General features: G+C 51.3%; 17 protein-coding genes. 14 read left to right on the top strand and 3 right to left on the bottom strand.

All coding sequences use genetic code 11. From position 1 onward, the window contains the following. From BRW83_RS10170 to BRW83_RS10120, 11 genes are all read left to right on the top strand, one after another. Positions 1–819 carry a phosphatidate cytidylyltransferase gene (locus BRW83_RS10170; protein WP_005879587.1) on the top strand — a complete coding sequence of 273 codons (819 nt, stop codon included), beginning with the start codon at positions 1–3 and terminating at the stop codon, positions 817–819. A 2-nt stretch (positions 820–821) separates the two neighbouring features. Then, positions 822–2,009, top strand: a complete 1,188-nt coding sequence (gene ispC, locus BRW83_RS10165) for a 1-deoxy-D-xylulose-5-phosphate reductoisomerase (protein WP_005879589.1) — start codon at positions 822–824, stop codon at positions 2,007–2,009. Beyond that, a complete protein-coding gene (gene rseP / locus BRW83_RS10160; RefSeq protein WP_005879590.1) occupies positions 2,006–3,385 on the top strand; it encodes an RIP metalloprotease RseP in 1,380 nt (459 codons plus the stop codon). The genes ispC and rseP overlap by 4 nt, the downstream gene beginning before the upstream one ends. 50 nt (positions 3,386–3,435) lie before the next feature. After that, positions 3,436–5,763: an outer membrane protein assembly factor BamA gene (bamA, locus tag BRW83_RS10155; RefSeq protein WP_005879591.1), complete on the top strand. Its 2,328-nt coding sequence runs from the start codon at positions 3,436–3,438 to the stop codon at positions 5,761–5,763. Between the two features lie 76 nt (positions 5,764–5,839). Then, positions 5,840–6,334: an OmpH/Skp family outer membrane protein gene (locus tag BRW83_RS10150; protein ID WP_081442176.1), complete on the top strand. Its 495-nt coding sequence runs from the start codon at positions 5,840–5,842 to the stop codon at positions 6,332–6,334. Positions 6,335–6,351: 17 nt separating this feature from the next. Then, positions 6,352–7,404 carry a UDP-3-O-(3-hydroxymyristoyl)glucosamine N-acyltransferase gene (lpxD, locus tag BRW83_RS10145; RefSeq protein ID WP_005879593.1) on the top strand — a complete coding sequence of 351 codons (1,053 nt, stop codon included), beginning with the start codon at positions 6,352–6,354 and terminating at the stop codon, positions 7,402–7,404. After that, positions 7,401–7,868, top strand: coding sequence for a 3-hydroxyacyl-ACP dehydratase FabZ (gene fabZ, locus BRW83_RS10140; protein ID WP_005879594.1), 468 nt, complete (start codon positions 7,401–7,403; stop codon positions 7,866–7,868). Before lpxD ends, fabZ begins: the two co-directional genes overlap by 4 nt. Continuing rightward, entirely contained in the window at positions 7,868–8,653 is a 786-nt protein-coding gene (gene lpxA, locus BRW83_RS10135) for an acyl-ACP--UDP-N-acetylglucosamine O-acyltransferase (RefSeq protein ID WP_005879596.1), read from the top strand. Before fabZ ends, lpxA begins: the two co-directional genes overlap by 1 nt. Before the next feature lie 63 nt (positions 8,654–8,716). After that, positions 8,717–9,844, top strand: coding sequence for a lipid-A-disaccharide synthase (lpxB, locus tag BRW83_RS10130; RefSeq protein ID WP_005879598.1), 1,128 nt, complete (start codon positions 8,717–8,719; stop codon positions 9,842–9,844). Continuing rightward, complete coding sequence (rnhB, locus tag BRW83_RS10125; protein WP_005879600.1) at positions 9,837–10,496, top strand: ribonuclease HII; 660 nt, start codon at positions 9,837–9,839, stop codon at positions 10,494–10,496. Before lpxB ends, rnhB begins: the two co-directional genes overlap by 8 nt. A gap of 34 nt (positions 10,497–10,530) precedes the next feature. Further along, positions 10,531–11,271, top strand: a complete 741-nt coding sequence (locus BRW83_RS10120; RefSeq protein ID WP_005879601.1) for a PIG-L deacetylase family protein — start codon at positions 10,531–10,533, stop codon at positions 11,269–11,271. A gap of 36 nt (positions 11,272–11,307) precedes the next feature. Here BRW83_RS10120 and ppsR read toward each other — a convergent pair whose 3' ends face one another. Continuing rightward, positions 11,308–12,132, bottom strand: coding sequence for a posphoenolpyruvate synthetase regulatory kinase/phosphorylase PpsR (gene ppsR / locus BRW83_RS10115; protein WP_005879602.1), 825 nt, complete (start codon positions 12,130–12,132; stop codon positions 11,308–11,310). 180 nt (positions 12,133–12,312) lie between these two features. Here ppsR and ppsA point away from each other — a divergent pair, with 180 nt between their 5' ends. The 3 genes from ppsA to BRW83_RS10100 all read left to right on the top strand — a co-directional run bounded on the left by ppsA (position 12,313) and on the right by BRW83_RS10100 (position 16,281). Continuing rightward, complete coding sequence (gene ppsA, locus BRW83_RS10110; RefSeq protein ID WP_005879603.1) at positions 12,313–14,745, top strand: phosphoenolpyruvate synthase; 2,433 nt, start codon at positions 12,313–12,315, stop codon at positions 14,743–14,745. Between the two features lie 145 nt (positions 14,746–14,890). After that, a complete protein-coding gene (locus tag BRW83_RS10105) occupies positions 14,891–15,328 on the top strand; it encodes an NfeD family protein (RefSeq protein WP_005879604.1) in 438 nt (145 codons plus the stop codon). A gap of 41 nt (positions 15,329–15,369) precedes the next feature. Further along, positions 15,370–16,281, top strand: a complete 912-nt coding sequence (locus tag BRW83_RS10100) for an SPFH domain-containing protein (protein WP_036602506.1) — start codon at positions 15,370–15,372, stop codon at positions 16,279–16,281. Between the two features lie 116 nt (positions 16,282–16,397). Here BRW83_RS10100 and BRW83_RS10095 read toward each other — a convergent pair whose 3' ends face one another. Continuing rightward, positions 16,398–16,712, bottom strand: coding sequence for an MTH1187 family thiamine-binding protein (locus tag BRW83_RS10095; RefSeq protein WP_005879607.1), 315 nt, complete (start codon positions 16,710–16,712; stop codon positions 16,398–16,400). A 32-nt stretch (positions 16,713–16,744) separates the two neighbouring features. Continuing rightward, positions 16,745–17,587: an MBL fold metallo-hydrolase gene (locus tag BRW83_RS10090; protein WP_005879609.1), complete on the bottom strand. Its 843-nt coding sequence runs from the start codon at positions 17,585–17,587 to the stop codon at positions 16,745–16,747. Positions 17,588–17,620: the final 33 nt, after the last annotated feature.

The raw sequence follows: 17,620 nt of genomic DNA, 5'->3' as shown, positions 1-17,620 counted from the left end.
ATGCTGAAACAACGAGTCATAACCGCTTTATGTCTGGCTGCAGTTTTGTTTTTGATCCTCTGGTCCCGGAGTGAATGGCTTTTCGGACTGTTCCTGCTGGTGTTTTTTGCCGCGGGTGCCTGGGAAAACGCCAGACTTTTCGATAACAGATATCCGATAGCCGTTGCTGTATTGGCAAGCCTGATATTTGTATTTACCGGGTTGTGGCTGTCTTCCACCGCCTATATCTGGTTTGCCTTCGTTGCCGTGCTGATCTGGATCGCTTTGCTTATCCCGTCGCTTTTCCGCACGATACCGCCCCTGCATACCTTGTCGGGCCATATTTATCAGGCTTGTTACCTGTTTTCCATTCTTTCCAGTTTCCTGTGCGTGCTTCTCCTGTATAAGCGTTCTGCGCTGTTTTTGCTGTCGATCCTTGTGATTGCATGGCTGGCCGATATCGGTGCCTATTTTGCAGGAAGAGCGTTCGGCAGGCATAAACTGGCTCCGGCCATTTCTCCGGGAAAAACCTGGGAAGGTGTTGTCGGCGGCATGGTGACTGTTATACTGCTTGCCATTGCCTCCATGAATTTTTCAACTCCTGAATCCAATATCAGTGTGCTGATATTTGAAAAGTACGGCTGGGGCGGAATGATCGGAGGCCTTGTCTTGCTGGTCGCCATGAGTATCGTGGGTGATTTGCTTGAATCGAAACTGAAACGGCGTATCGGTTTCAAAGACAGCAGTAACTTGTTGCCAGGGCATGGCGGCGTTCTGGATCGTATCGATTCCCTGATCCCGATGTTGCCACTGGCCGTTTTATTGGGGATGTGGCTATAAAAATGACGGCGCGAAGGCAGGTCATCACAGTTCTGGGTTCTACAGGCTCAATCGGTGTCTCGACGCTGGATGTGCTGTCGCGCCATCCGGATCAGTATTCCGTTTATGCCCTGACGGCGAACCGGCATGTTGACCAATTACTGGAACAGTGCGAAAAATTCCAGCCTGAAGTCGCCGTTGTCGGCACGCCGGAATCGGCATTGCTTCTTCAGAAATCCTTGCGTTCCAAAGGGCTGAAAACCGAAGTTTTGTATGGCGAGAAAGCGCTTTGCCAAGTGGCCGCCTCCGAAAAATGCGATGCCGTCATGGCGGCCATTGTCGGCGCTGCAGGTCTCGCGCCGGCATTGGCAGCGGCACGTGCAGGCAAAAAAGTCATGCTCGCCAACAAGGAAGCACTGGTGATGTCCGGCCAGCTGTTTATCGACGCTGTCATCAATCACGATGCCACCTTGTTGCCTATCGACAGCGAACACAATGCCATTTTTCAGTGTCTACCCTTTTCACACAAGCGTTTTCCGCATCAGCATGGTGTTTCGAAGGTTTTGCTGACCGCTTCAGGCGGCCCTTTTTTGCATCGACCAGTCGATACACTGGATAGCGTGACACCGGAACAGGCGATCGCCCATCCGAAATGGGTAATGGGGCGCAAAATATCCGTCGATTCTGCTACCATGATGAATAAAGGACTGGAAGTGATCGAGGCGCACTGGCTCTTCGGTATTCCGGCAAGCCAGATTGAAGTGGTCATTCACCCCCAAAGCGTCATTCATTCAATGGTTTCCTATATTGACGGTTCGGTCATTGCACAGCTTGGAAATCCGGATATGCGGATTCCGATTGCCCATGCGCTCGCTTATCCTGACCGGATGACGTCCGGAGTGACGCCTCTGGATCTGACACGGATCGGTACCTTGCAGTTCGAGTCCCCCGATTTCGTCCGTTTTCCTTGCCTGAAGCTGGCTTATGAAGCGCTTGAAACGGGTGGGGCGACACCGGCCATTCTGAATGCCGCCAACGAAGTGGCCGTTCAGGCTTTTCTGGACGAGAGAATCAGTTTCCGACGGATTGATTACGTTGTGGCCAATGTTCTGGACAAGGTAATGACAGAAAGTGCTGTAACGACGATCGATAGTGTTTTAATGCATGACCGCGCAGCACGGACGGTCGCAACCGATTTGATTTTGCAATGATATTCATTCAAACATTTTTTGCATTCATCTTTGCCTTGTCCGTACTCATCGTCTTTCATGAGCTGGGTCATTACTGGATGGCCCGTCTTTGCAATGTCAAGGTTCTGCGTTTTTCTCTGGGGATGGGGAAAATCCTGTATAGCCGCAAATTCGGCCCTGACCAGACGGAGTGGGCGCTTTCCGCGTTGCCTCTGGGCGGGTATGTCAAATTGCTTGATGCAAGAGCCGACGATTTGAGTCAGGTTTCGCCGGAGGACAGGAAACGTGAATTTACCAGCCAGAATGTCTGGCGCCGTATTGCCATCGTTGCGGCAGGGCCGCTGGCCAATTTCGTGCTGGCCATCGTCGTTTTGACCGGACTTTATATCTACGGCATGCCTGAGCCAATTGCAAAACTTCGCGAAGTGCCGACCAATACAGTTGCTTATCAGGCCGGTTTGAGGGGCGGCGAAACCATCGTCAACATTGACGGCATGCCGATCCATAACTGGCAGCAGGTACGCTGGAAAATGACTGAAATGCTGATGGAAGCACGGTCGGCGGTTTCCGTCGGGGTCGCTTCTTCAGGGCCAACGGATGCTGAAGGCGCGCCGCGTGTCCCGGAAAAAACAGTCATGTTGCCCATGAATCAGGTGTCGATTGAAGACGTCGACAAGGATTTTATCGGCAAACTCGGCCTCGGTGTCGAGAGGCCACCCGCCATTGTCGGAAAAACGATTGAAGGAGGTGTTGCCGCACAGTCAGGTCTTATGGAAGGTGACAAAATCGTCAAAATCGACGGAGAACCTGTTCTGGATTCTCTTGCACTCGTCAATATCATCCGGCAATCCCCCGGAAAAACGTTGGCGCTGGACGTTTTGCGCAATAATGAACCGGTCAGCATTACCCTGACGCCGGAAGCGAAAACGGTCAAAGACCAGTTGATCGGCAAAATGGACGCCAATATTTCTGTCATGCCTGAAATGACCATACTGAGTTACAGCGTTCCGGTTGCGCTGATGGAAGGCATTTCGAAAACCTGGGATACCTCGTATATCACGGTAAAAATGATTGGCAGAATGCTGGTTGGCGATGTGTCGCTGAAAAATATCACCGGTCCGATTGCCATTGCCGATTATGCCGGGCAGACAGCCCGCGCCGGGCTTATCCGCTATCTCCATTTTATCGTGTTCATCAGTATCAGTATCGGTGTGATGAATTTACTTCCGATACCTGTTCTGGATGGAGGACTTTTGCTGTATTATGCAGTGGAAGTTGTGACTGGTGGTTCTATTTCGGATCGTATTGCGAAAATAGGCTATAAAATCGGTGTCGGTATCCTTGGATTATTGTTATTGGTTGCCGTTTTTAATGATGTCATCCGGATCTTTTTCTGAGTGAAAAACCGGCTGAATGTGAGTTTTTTGTGGCGTCTAAAATCAGATTCATGAAATTATTTCATCAACGTTTGCCTTTTCGTTTGTCACTGCTGGCAGCGATATCCATGGCTTTTTATTCGAATGTTGCCCAGGCAGTCGAGCCTTTTACCGTCAAGGATATTCGTGTAGAAGGCATTCAGCGTACTGAAGCGGGAACGGTTTTCAATTACCTGCCTGTTCGTGTGGGTGAAACGTTTAATGATGAAAAAGCCGTTTCAGCCATCAAGGCGCTTTATGCTACCGGCTTTTTCAAGGATGTCAGAATTGACGCTGAAGGCGACGTTCTGGTCGTTATCGTTGAAGAAAGGCCTGCGATTGCCAGTGTGGATTTTACAGGTGCCAAGGAATTCGAAAAGGCAGCCCTGATCAAGTCGCTTAAAGATGTCGGACTCGGTGAAGGCCGTATTTATGACCGTTCGCTGCTTGATCGTGCAGAGCAGGAACTGAAAAGGCAATACCTGTCTCATGGCCTGTATGGTGTCCAGATTACGACGACGATCACTCCGGTTGAACGGAACAGGGTCGCTGTCAACTTCACGGTTGATGAAGGTGAAGTGGCGCGTATCAAGCAGATCAAATTCGTCGGCAACAAGGCATTCTCGGACAAGAAATTGCTGGAGGTCATCAAGTTGCGTACGCCGGGCTGGTTTACCTGGTATACCAAGGCAGACCAGTATTCCAAGGAAAAAATGACGGGCGATCTTGAAGCTATCAAGTCGTACTACCAGAATCGCGGTTACATCGAAATGCAGGTTGAATCGACGCAGGTGTCGATCACATCCGACAAGAAAGACATTTACATCACCGTCAATATCAAGGAAGGTGACAAGTACAAGGTTTCCGACATCCGGCTCGAGGGCGAGCTTTTCGGTCGTGAAAAAGAAATCCGCAATCTCATCCAGCTGAAAAAAGGCGATGTTTATTCCGGTGAGAAACTGACGAACAGTTCCAGGGACATTACCGAATATCTGGGCAACTTTGGTTATGCGTTTGCGAATGTCAATCCGCAGCCCGATATCGATCGTGAAAAGAAAGAAGTCGCTTTCACGATTTTCGTCGATCCGGGCAAGCGTGTTTATGTCCGCCAGATTACGATTGCGGGCAATAACAAGACCCGTGATGAAGTCATTCGTCGTGAATTCCGTCAAATGGAGGGTTCATGGTATAACGGCAAGAACATCAAATTGTCCCGTGACCGTGTTGACCGTCTGGGTTTCTTTACTGAAGTGGCTGTCGAAACCCCCGAGGTTCAGGGAACCGTCGATCAGGTTGACGTCAATATGAAGGTCGTCGAAAAACCGACTGGTAACGTCATGCTGGGCGCCGGTTTTTCTCAAAGTGACAAACTGTTGCTGTCGGGCTCCATCGAACAGCAGAATTTTGCCGGTACCGGTAATGACGTTGCCTTGAACGTCAATACCAGCCAGCGCTACAGAACGATTTCGCTGGCACAGACCAATCCTTATTTTACCGACGATGGTATCAGCCGCCGTTACGAAATCTTTTATCGTACGATCCGGCCGCCTTTGATTAACGATAGCGATTATAAAGTCAAAACAATGGGCGGAAACGTCAATTTCGGTATTCCGTTTACCGAAGTGGACAGGGTATTTTTCGGTGTAGGGGTTGAAAATACCAGTATCGACACTTACTGGAACAGTCCACCGCAATATCTGGAATTCGTGCGGCAGTTCGGTACAGACGGGACTACAGCTTCTGCCTGGTCGGTACCGTTGACGGTTGCCTGGCAAAGGGATAATCGTGACAGTGCCCTTATTCCGACCAAAGGCCGATACCAGAAGGCGAATGCCGAAGTTTCTCTTCTGGGCGATATGAAATACTATAAGTTGTCCTATCAGCACCAGTATTTCATGCCACTTTTCTCGAGCGGGACTCTGGCTTTGAACGGCATGGTCGATTATGGTAAAGGTCTCGGCGGAAATCCATATCCTCTTTTCAAGAACTTCTATGCCGGTGGTATGGGTACGGTTCGTGGCTATGAAAGCTCTTCTCTGGGACGTGTTGAATACGATTATTATGGCAATCGTGTTTATCTCGGTGGTACCAAACGCGTTGTCGGTAATGTGGAATTGCAATTCCCGATGCCGGGCATGGGCGGCGACAAGACTTTGCGCTGGTTTACCTTCCTCGATGCAGGTAACGTTTATGCGGACAATCAAAACATTGATCTGGGTAATTTGAGATACTCAGCCGGGTTCGGTGTCAGTTGGGTGTCGCCGATCGGTCCTTTGAAACTCAGTTACGGTATCCCGCTGAATTCGAAAGAAGGCGATCAAAAAGAAGCCTTCCAGTTCCAGTTGGGTACCGGTTTCTAGTGAATCGATGGCATAATAAACATATTGACGATTTATTTTTTGGAGAAGTAACTTGAATAATTTTGCTAAAACTCTTATGGATACGAAAAAAATAGCCGTCCTTGCATTTTGTTTGGGTATCTTTGGTTTCGCACAGGCCCAGACGTCCAAAGTGGGTTATATCAATCCTGACAAGATCATGAGCGAATCCGCTCCTGCCAAGGCAGCCGAGAAAAAACTCGAAGCCGATTTTTCAAAACGTGCCAAGGAAATGCACGGTGCGCAGGCCCGTTTGAAAACGATGAGCGAAAAACTTGAAAAGGATATGCCTGTTCTGACCGAGTCCGATCGTTTGAAACGCCAGCGTGAACTGGCCGACCTGTCCCAGGATTTCCAGCGCAAGCAGCGTGCATTCCGTGAAGACCTGATGCAACGCCGCAATGAAGAACTGGCCAAGGTTGTCGATCGTGTGAACAAGGAAATCGACCGGATTGCCAAAGCGGAAAAATATGATCTGATCGTTCAGGATGCTGCCTATATCAATCCTCGTGTCGATATTACCGATCAGGTTCTGAAAGCACTCAATAAATAATCTTTTCAAATATCAGGATGTTAATCAGTCTTGCAGAACTCGTTGACCGCTTCGGCGGTCAACTTATTGGTAACGGCGAAACTAAAGTAGCCGGTTTCGCTCCTCTCGATAATGCCGATTCCTCGCATATCACTTTTCTGACCAATCCCCGCCTGAGAAATGAAGTGAAACGGTCCCAGGCCGGTGCACTGATCATTTCCCCGAAAGACAATCAGCTGGTTGGCGATCTGTTCAAGGGTTCGCGCATCGTCGCCAAAAATCCTTACGCCTATTTCGCCCATGCGGCGCAGCTGTTCGAAAGTTTCAAAACCATTCCTCCGGTGCAAGGCATCCATCCCAGTGCGGTAATCGATCCGTCTGCGAAAGTTGCTCCAACGGCTTCTATCGGTCCTTTTGTGACCATTGAGGCGGAAGCTGAAATCGGGGAGAACTGTGTGATTGAAGCGGGTTGCTTTATCGGCAGGAAGGCAAAAGTCGGAGCGGGGTGCCGTTTCTTCCCTCGGGTTATCTTTTTGAATGAATGTGAAATCGGGGAACGCGGTGTTTTGCGTCCTGGGGCCGTCATCGGATGTGAAGGCTTCGGTTTTGCCAATGAAGATGGTGTCTGGGTCAAGATTCCCCAGACAGGCCGCGTCATTATCGGTAACGATGTCCAGATCGGTGCCAATACGACTATCGACCGTGGTGCATTGTCCGACACGATTATCGAAAATGGCGTCAAGCTGGATAATCAGATCCAGATCGGCCATAACTGCCATGTCGGTGAAAACTCGGCGATGGCGGGTTGTGTCGGTGTCGCTGGTAGCGCGATTTTCGGCAAGAACTGTACGGTCGGTGGAGCGGCCATGATCGGCGGTCATTTGACGATTGCGGACAGAACCCATATCACGGCATCGAGTGTTGTCCAGAGTTCGGTTACCGAACCGGGCGTTTATTCCGGTTTTTATCCACTGGCAAAGCATCAGGAGTGGGAAAAGACTGCTGTGCTGGTGCGTAAATTGGGCACTATGCGTGATAGAATCCGTGAATTGGAAAAAACTGTAAAAGCCTTAACTGAAACTGAAAAATGAACACCCTGAATATTCATCAGATCCGCGAGTTGTTGCCCCATCGTTATCCCATGTTGCTCGTTGACCGTGTCCTCGACTGGGAAGCCGGCAAGAAAATCACTGCCATCAAAAACGTTACTGCCAATGAAGAGTTTTTCAACGGCCATTTCCCGAATCATCCTGTTATGCCGGGTGTGCTGATTATCGAGGCGCTGGCCCAGACGGCAGCGATTTTCGCGTTCATGTCCGCTGACAGCAAACTGGACAAGGATGCCGTCGTTTATTTTGCGACGATTGACAGTGCCCGTTTCAAACGGCCAGTCGAACCGGGTGACCAGCTGGTGATGGAAGCGGAACTGGTTCGCAGTTCAAGAGGTATGTGGAAGTTCAGGACGAAGGGCATGGTTGACGGACAGCTGGCTGTTGAAGCGGAACTGATGTGTGCCATTCGGGGCGGTGTCGTCGCCCAGAAAGTGGAAGCCTGATGGCGATTCATCCCAGTGCAATAGTCGATCCGAAAGCCGAATTGGACAGCTCGGTCGAAGTCGGACCTTATTCGATCATCGGCCCGAACGTCAAAATCGGTGCCCGTACCAAAGTCGGCCCACATGTCGTCATTGAAGGCCACACGACGATCGGTGAAGACAATCATATTTTCCAGTTTGCCTCTCTGGGTGCCATGCCTCAGGACAAGAAATACGCCGGGGAAGAAACGAAACTCGAAATTGGCGATCGCAACACCATTCGTGAATTCTGCACCTTCAATCTGGGAACGGCACAGGATGTTGGCGTAACCCGTCTGGGTAACGATAACTGGATCATGGCGTATGTCCATCTGGCCCATGACTGTCAGGTCGGGAACAACACCATTTTCGCCAATAGCGCCCAGCTAGCAGGCCACGTTCATATCGGCGACTGGGTCATTCTCGGCGGTTTTACGCTGATCCATCAGTTTTGCCGGATCGGAGACCATGCCATGACCGGGTTTGGCGCCAAGATTTCACAGGATATTTCTCCTTTCGTCATGGCTTCCGGAACGCCGACAACGGCTTACGGCATCAATGCGGAAGGTCTGAGACGCCGCGGTTTTTCCCCGGATCAGATCACGGGGATCAAAAGGGCGTACAAAACCGTTTACCGGTCGGGCCTGACGCTTGAAGAAGCCAAAATGAAATTGCTGGAAGAAGCGGCCGCTTCTCCGGAATCCGCCAAATATATTGAACAGATGCATACCTTCATTTCCGAAGCGCAAAGAGGTTTGCTCAGGTAATCGGGCGCAGGTCGTTTCCGTTCGTTGTCACAGATAGGGAGTGGGGTTTTGAGATCGATAGCCATGGTAGCAGGTGAAACGTCCGGCGATTTGCTGGGAGCCAACCTGCTGTCGGCGCTTCGTCCCCAATTGCCCGATACACTGATGCACGGCATCGGTGGCCCACAGATGGCGAAATACGATTTCGTCAGCAACTGGCCGATGGAAAAGCTTTCCGTCAACGGCCTGTTCGAGGTTCTGGCGCACTATCGTGAAATCAAGGGTATCCACAACCATCTCCGGGATCATCTGCTTGCGCAGAGGCCGGACGTTTTCGTCGGTATCGATTCTCCCGAATTCAATCTCAGTCTTGAACTGGCCCTGAAAAAAGCAGGTATCAAGACCGTTCATTTCGTCAGCCCGTCGGTATGGGCATGGCGCAGCGGACGCATCAGGAAAATTGCCGAAGCCGTTTCACGCATTCTCGTCCTGTTTCCTTTCGAGGAAGCCATTTACCAGAAAGCGGGTATTCCCGTTACCTATGTCGGTCATCCGCTGGCTGAATCGATTCCGATGCGTCCGGATATCGATGCCGCACGGACGAGCCTTGGACTGGACAGGGAAAAACCGGTTATCACGATTATGCCCGGCAGCCGTATGTCGGAACTGAAATATAACAGTCCGGCTTTTGTCGAATCGGCGAAAATACTGTTGCAGCGCGATCCGACGATCCAGTTTGTGATCCCGATGGCGGGTGACGAACAATTGAAATATTTCACGAAACTGGTATCCGGCGCGCGTCTGGATGATTTGCCACTGCAAATCGTGCGCGGGCATTCCCATGCCGCCATTACAGCCGCTGATGCCGTGCTGGTTGCCTCCGGAACAGCAACACTGGAAGTGGCCCTGTTCAAAAAACCGATGGTCATTGCCTACAAGCTGATGCGGGCGACCTGGGAAATCGCACGTCATATCGTCAAACCGCCTGTCGGCTTGCCCAATATTCTGGCAGGTGAAATGATTGTTCCTGAATTGCTCCAGAATGCGGCGACCGGGCAGGCTTTGGCTGATGCATTGTGGTTCCAGCTGACGGATCAGGCAAACCGCCAGCGTCTTGAAGAACGTTTCATTGCCATGCACTATTCGCTGTTACGCAATACGGCCCAGACGAGTGCCGACGCCATTCTGGAAGTCATGAACGGCAATGGCTAACAAAATCGGAAAACGTGCGGCTTCTTCCACTTTGCCCCTTCCTTTGTTCGATGAGGATTATGCATCAGGCGTGACGCTCTTTTGCGGAGCGGATGAGGCAGGCAGGGGGCCAATTGCGGGGCCTGTTTTTGCGGCCGCGGTCATTCTCGATCCGGATCATCCGATTGCTGGCCTGAAAGATTCCAAGAAACTGTCCGAACATCGACGGGACGAGCTGGCGCTCGAAATCAAACAGTACGCCAGGGCATGGGCTATCGCCGAATGCTCGATTGAAGAAATCGATGAACTGAATATCCTGCATGCCTCCATGCTGGCGATGAAACGGGCCATCGAGTCGCTGGCGATCAGGCCGGAGCTGGCCCTGATCGACGGCAATCGCTGTCCGAAGCTTGCAATTGCTGCAAAGGCCATTGTCAAGGGTGACGACAAGGTGCCTGCCATTTCGGCTGCTTCCATTCTTGCCAAAACGGCACGGGACGCCGTCATGCTGGATTTGCATCGTCAATACCCTGAATATGGTTTCGACCGCCATAAAGGCTACCCGACGGCGTATCATCTGGAACAGTTAAGTATTCACGGTGTTTCGCCTGTCCACCGCAAGACATATGCTCCTGTCCGGAAGATCCTTGAACCGGAAGCGTTTTCCGACTGAGTTTTTCACCGGACGTGAATGAAAGGATTTTCAAGTGACGAATCTGGATTTTCTTCTTCCAAAAAGTTCTCCAACCGACCTGCGCAGTATTGTCTGGCCCCGTCCGATGACGGTTCTGGTGACGGCACCCCATCCTGACGATTTCGACGCAATCGGCGTCACCCTGAAATATCTGAAAAATCAGGGCCATGATATCCATGCCCTTGTCGCCGAAACAGGCAGCGGTATCGATAAGGTCTACGGCGCCGGAATGACGCAGGAAGAAAAACGACAGTTACGCGTGAGGGAACAGACTGGCAGCCTTCGTTTCTTTGGCCTTCCTGATCAAAACTTCCGTTTTCTGAACCTGAATAATGCACCTGACGATCAGGTTGTCGATGATGAAGCCAACCGGCTTTTTCTGGAAAAGCTGATCCGTCAGATACATCCTGATTTGCTTTTCATGCCTCACGGGAACGATTCCAATCGCGCCCATCGGGATATGGCCAACATGATGAAGGCGATTGCGTCGAAAGTGGAATGGCCCATCGCCCTGTTGTTCAACAGCGACGTGAAAACAATCGGTATGAAAAAGGATTTCTACGTCGGTTTCGATGAAGCTGATGCGCAATGGAAAGCACAGCTTTTGCGGTATCACGATTCCCAGCACCAGCGTAATTTGCGTGACAGAAAATACGGGTTCGACGACCGGGTTTTGATGCTGAATCGCAAAACGGCAACTGAACTCGGTATTCGCGAGCCTTATGCCGCTTCCTTTGAAATCGACATCCTGTAAACGGGTTTTTAAAGGCGACTGGTCAGGCCGCCTTTTTCAATAAGAACGCAAATTGCTTAAAATGGCCGTCGCGATTTCCTCGATGGATTTCGAGGTCGAGGAAAGATAGCGGATGTTTTCCAGATTCATCATGCCTTCCGCTTCCGAAATTTCATAACGGCAATTGTCCAGTGCCGCATAACGGCTGTTCGGACGCCTTTCATTACGGACTTCGGCGAGCCTTTCCGGCTGGATGGTCAATCCGAAAAGCTTGTTTTTATACGGTTGTAGCGCTTTGGGCATATGGCCGCGTTCGAAATCTTCCGGAATCAGGGGATAGTTGGCGACTTTCAATCCGTATTGCATGGCCAGATACAGGCTGGTCGGTGTCTTGCCGCTTCGGGATACGCCGACCAGAATAACGTCGGCGTCTTCCAGATTCCGGTTGGACTGCCCGTCGTCGTGTTCCAGTGTGAAGTTGATGGCTTCTATCCGCTTTTTGTATTCCAGACTTTCCATATTCTGGTGAGACAGCCCGATTTCCTCTTTCGGTGAAATCCCCAGTTCGGCTCTCAACGGTTCAACGAAAGTCTGGATCACGTCCAGATGCAGGGCATCGGCCTTGCGCAATTCGGTAACGAGTTCCGGTATGACGAGGGTGGAAAAAACGATCGGTAGCTGTCCCGTTTTTTCCCGTTCGGCCTGAATCTGGTCTTTTGCCTGCCTTACCTTGTCCAGTGTATCGACAAAGGGGATATGAATCCGGGAAAAAGTCAGATTGAACTGGGAAAGGACCGAGCGGGCCAAAGCCTCCGCCGTGATGCCGGTACCGTCAGAAACTATGTATACGGTACGGCCTGGAATATCCTGTTGTGTCGTCATATTTCAACCTGTCTGAAAGAATAATCAAAGAGATGAAGAATTTCTTTTATTGTAAAGATTATTTTTGAAAAACACAGTCTCTGGCGCGGTACAATAAAAAGATAAATGCCGTTTTGCCGAAATACCATGTAATTCCCCATTTACCAGTTACTGATTCACTTTACGCGCAAGGAGATCACCATGTCGGAAACATCGCCACTAACATCCAATGATCAGGCTGTTTACGTTATTCCGTTTACAGAATTGAGAATGAAAGATGTGCCATCGGTTGGCGGGAAGAATGCATCTCTCGGTGAAATGATCAGCCAGCTGCAGGAAAAGGGAGTGAGGGTTCCCGGCGGATTTGCGACAACGGCGCAGGCGTATCGCGATTTTCTTTCCCATAGCGCAAACGGGGACGAAACGCTGGCAAAACGGATCGAAAAAAGGCTTGCCGGTGTCGATGTCAGCGATGTGCGCGCCCTGGCTATGGCCGGTGCCGATATCCGTCAATGGATTATGGATACGCCTTTCCAGCCCCGCCTTGAAGCGGAATTGCTTGAGCATTACCGCAAGATGGTCAAAGCCTCGGTCGGGGAACTTTCCGTTGCCGTGCGTTCTTCCGCAACGGCGGAAGACTTGCAGGATGCGTCGTTTGCTGGCCAGCAGGAAACTTTCCTGAATGTTGTCGGCGAAGAAAATCTTCTGCATGCCGTCAAGGAAGTTTTCGCTTCACTCTATAACGACCGTGCGATTTCCTATCGCCAGCAGCGTGGCTTCAAGCATGCCGAAGTGGCGCTCTCGGCCGGTATCCAGAAAATGGTGCGTTCCGATCTCGCGTCTTCCGGCGTCATGTTTACCCTCGATACGGAATCCGGTTTTCCGGACGTCGTTTTCATCACGTCCAGCTACGGGCTGGGTGAAACCGTGGTGCAGGGTGCTGTCAATCCGGACGAATTCTACGTGCACAAGCCGATGCTGGAAAAAGGCAAAATGGCGATCATCCGCCGTTCAATCGGTTCCAAATTGATCGAAATGGTTTTCGATACCAGTGCGGACGCGAAATCACCGGTCAAGACGATTGAAGTGCCTGAAGAACAGCGCCGCCATTTTTCGATTACCGATGACGATGTGATGGAACTGGCGAAATTCGCCGTCATCATCGAAAAACATTACGGTCGTCCGATGGATATCGAATGGGGCAAGGATGGCGACGATGGCAAGCTGTACATCCTTCAGGCGCGTCCTGAAACGGTCAATTCCCAGAAGTCCGGTGATTCCGTTCAGGTATTCAAACTGAAAAGCAAGGGCAAGGTGCTCGCGTCAGGCCGGGCGATCGGCCAGAAAATCGGTATCGGGCGCGTCCGTATCGTCCGCGACCCTTCCGAGATGTTCAAGGTCGAGGAAGGCGACGTTCTGGTTGCCGATATGACGGACCCGAACTGGGAACCGGTCATGAGGCGTTCGGCCGCGATTGTGACGAACCGTGGCGGCCGAACCTGCCATGCGGCGATTGTCGCCCGTGAAATCGGCGTGCCTGCCGTAGTCGGTTGCGGCGACGCGACCGAAGTGTTGAAAGACGGTCAACTCGTCACCGTTTCCTGTGCGGAAGGCGAAGACGGTCATATTTATGAAGGCACGCTGGAAACGGAAGAAACGGAAGTCACTTACGGTGAATTGCCTGTGCTTCCGGTCAAGATTGCCATGAACGTCGGCAATCCACAGCTGGCCTTCAAACTGCAATCGATTCCGAATGGTGGTGTCGGTCTTGCCCGTCTGGAATTCATCATCAATGAAATCAGCGTTCATCCGAACGCCATTCTGGCTTATCCGAACGTCGATCCGGATTTGAAAAAAGCGATCGAATCCGTTTCACGCGGTTATGCCAATCCGCGTACCTATTACGTCCAGAAACTGGCGGAAGGCGTCGCGACGATTGCAGCGGCATTCTGGCCGAAACCGGTTATTGTCCGTCTTTCCGACTTCAAGTCCAATGAATACCGTACCCTGATGGGTGGCACGCGGTTCGAGCCGGAAGAAGAAAACCCGATGATGGGTTTCCGTGGCGCTTCCCGTTACATTGCACCATCCTTTGCCGAAGCGTTCAATATGGAATGCGACGCCATGAAAAAGGTTCGCAATGAAATGGGCTTTACCAACGTCGAACTGATGGTGCCATTTGTCAGGACCCTCAAGCAAGGCCGTTCCGTTCTCGACCTGCTGGCTGTCAACGGCTTGCGCCGTGGTGAAAACGGCCTGCGCATCATCATGATGTGTGAAGTGCCGTCGAACGCGATTCTGGCAGACGAATTCCTCGAAATGTTCGATGGTTTTTCAATTGGCTCCAACGATTTGACCCAGTTGACACTGGGTCTGGATCGCGATTCCGGTCTGGATCTCCTGATGGCAGATTTCGATGAACGCGACCCTGCCGTGCTGGCGCTGATTTCGAAAGCGATTGCCGCGTGCAACAATCAGGGCAAATACGTCGGCATCTGTGGACAGGGCCCTTCTGATCATCCCGATTTTGCAAGATGGCTGATGAAACAGGGTATCGATTCCATGTCGCTGAACCCGGATTCCGTCATTTCGACATGGCAAACGCTGGCGGATAGCCAGATAAAAGGCTGTTAAACCGTCTTGCTCTTCCTGAACGGCCTGTTTTGTTTTTCCCTGAAAAGTGAACAGGCCGCAAGGATATTCGCCTTTTCCTTATCTATTCTATAATGTTGCGAAAATAATCTGCCGACCAAAAAGGATTAAGAGGATAAAGGGATTCATGAGCATCTGGATGATTTGGCTGGCGGTTGCCGGTATTCTGGTAGCGATCGAAATTTTCAGCGGAACGTTTTACCTGCTGATGATCGCTATCGGGCTTGCTGCCGGGGGGCTGGCGGCAATGGCGGGTGCCCACGTTTCCGTACAATTTATCGTTGCCGGAGTTGTCGGGCTGCTCGTGACGCTGATTCTGCGAAAAAGCAGGCTGTTCAGAAAACCCCATCCGCAGCGCAATCCGGCTGTTTATCTGGATATCGGGCAGACTCTTGATGTCGGGAAATGGGAAAAACCGGATGACGGCAATTACCGGGCCCGTGTCAATTATAGAGGTGCGCTTTGGGATGTCGAGCTTCTTCCTGAAGCTGAGCCCAAAGCAGGACAATTCGTCATTCGTGAAATTCGGGGAGCTGTTTTGCTCGTCGATAATTGCCACGAATAATTTTTTCAATTTTTCAGGAAACGGATACTCGATTGGATTTTATGTTTTTCTTTTTTATTCTTCTCTTTATCGCCATTGTATTTATAGCCAAATCGGTCAATGTCGTGCCTCAGCAGCATGCGTGGGTCGTTGAACGTCTGGGCAAATATCATGCCACGCTCGCACCGGGACTGAACATCGTGGTTCCGTTCATCGACCGGGTCGCCTACAAGCACAACCTGAAGGAAATCCCGCTGGACGTGCCTTCGCAAATCTGCATCACGAAAGACAATACCCAGTTGCAGGTGGACGGTATTCTGTATTTCCAGATTACCGATGCGATGCGGGCATCTTACGGCTCATCCGACTATATCGCCGCTATTACGCAACTGGCCCAAACGACCCTGCGTTCCGTTATCGGCCGTCTGGAACTGGACAAGACATTCGAGGAACGCGATTACATCAATACCTGTGTGGTCACTGCCATCGACGAATCGGCACAGAACTGGGGCGTGAAAGTCCTGCGTTATGAAATCAAGGATCTGACCCCGCCAGCCGCCATTTTGCAGGCCATGCAGGCGCAGATTACGGCCGAGCGTGAAAAACGTGCCTTGATCGCCGCTTCCGAAGGCCGCAAGCAGGAACAGATCAATATCGCCGACGGCCAGCGTGAAGCCGAAATCGCCAAGTCCGAAGGTGAAAAACAAGGTGCCATCAATCGTGCACAGGGTGAAGCGGCCGCCATTATCGCTATTGCCGATGCCAATGCGGAAGCCTTGCGCAAGGTCGGTCAGGCTATCAGCGAACAGGGTGGCAGCGACGCAGTCAACCTGAAAGTGGCTGAACAATACGTTGCCGCTTTCGAGAAACTGGCAAAAACCAATAATTCGATCATCGTGCCGTCCAACCTGAGCGATATCGGCGGCCTGATCGCGGGTGCGATGAAGATCGTCGAGTCGCAGAAGAAATCGTAAACGGACTCAAGTGGCATAAACGGCAAAAGAGCCGGTTTGAACCGGTAACAAAAAAGCATGGGGAAATGAATTCTCCCATGCTTTTTTTATGGACGGAACGGAATGAAACGGAAGATTTACTGTTTTTTGACGACTTCGCGGCCCAGTTTTTCCTCGACAGCCGTCACCTTGCTTTTCAGGCGGGACTCCTTGCCTGCGCGGTAATCGACGCGGGTCATGACGCTGATGCGGTCGCAATCGGTTGCCAGTGCCTTGAAACAGTCGCCGACGACTTTCATCACGTCATCCCAATCGCCTTCTATTGTCGTGCTCATCGCGGAAAACTGATAGGCCAGTCCGCTCTTGTCGATGATATCCACGCATCGGGCGACATATGGGGAAAGGCTCGTGCCCTTGTCGTTCGGGAAAATGGCGAGTTCAAGCAATACCATAAGAAATTCTCCAGATAATAAATTGTTTAAATTCAGGCTTCTACCGTGTAACCGGAACAGCCCCACGTGACGATGTCGCTGCCGATGGCCTCGATCATTCTGGCAACGGGAACCTGTCCGGTGCAGTGGCACGGGACAAGGATATCCGGGTTCCAGCTTTTCATGCTGTCGAAGGTATATTGCAGGCGTTTTTCATCGGCGTTGACCAGATGCATGCCGCCGATGATGCCATGAATTTTGTCGATGCCGGAAATGGCCTTGATGTATTCCACGGTATTGACCAGACCGGCATGGCAGCAGCCGAGAAGAATCAGGAGGCCCTTATCGGTTTCGAACCACATGGACTGGTCGTCTTCAATCAGATCATCCACCTTTCTATGGTCGTCCAGAAAGAAGGGGCCGCCGGTATCTTCGAACATGGAATGTCGGGGAACCGGGCCCGTCATGCCAACCCGGTTGGTCAGGTAACGGGGTGTGCCGATTTCGTGAATACGGCTTTGTGAAATCGTGGACAGGGCTTCTCTGGAAGCCTCCGGCATGCCGATGGAGCGGGGGTCTGTCCCGATCTTGCAACTGTAGCGCGTGATCCCGAGGTCGTAACAGCAATAGATTTCGGCCTTGTCATTTAATTCCAGAAATTGGGGGATCTGGCCGGTATGGTCGAAATGGCCGTGGGAGAGCACGAGTGTATCGGCCTTTTTCAGGTCAATGCCGAGGCGCTTCGCATTTTCCAGCATGCCGCCGGTCTGGCCGGTATCGAACAGGATATGGCGGCCTTCCGTTTCGATCCATGCCGAAAACCCGTGTTCCTTTGCGAGATTTTCGTCAAACGATTCGGTATCGACCAGAACAGTGATTTTGACTGAAGTATTCACGAATCCATCTCCCTTCTGTTGTTTGGCTCAGGA

The organism is Oxalobacter formigenes, assembly GCF_002127965.1.
Classification (GTDB): Bacteria; Pseudomonadota; Gammaproteobacteria; order Burkholderiales; family Burkholderiaceae_D; genus Oxalobacter; species Oxalobacter formigenes.
The sequence above is the reverse complement of the archived record's forward strand: the minus strand, read 5'-3'. Positions and strand labels throughout refer to the sequence as shown.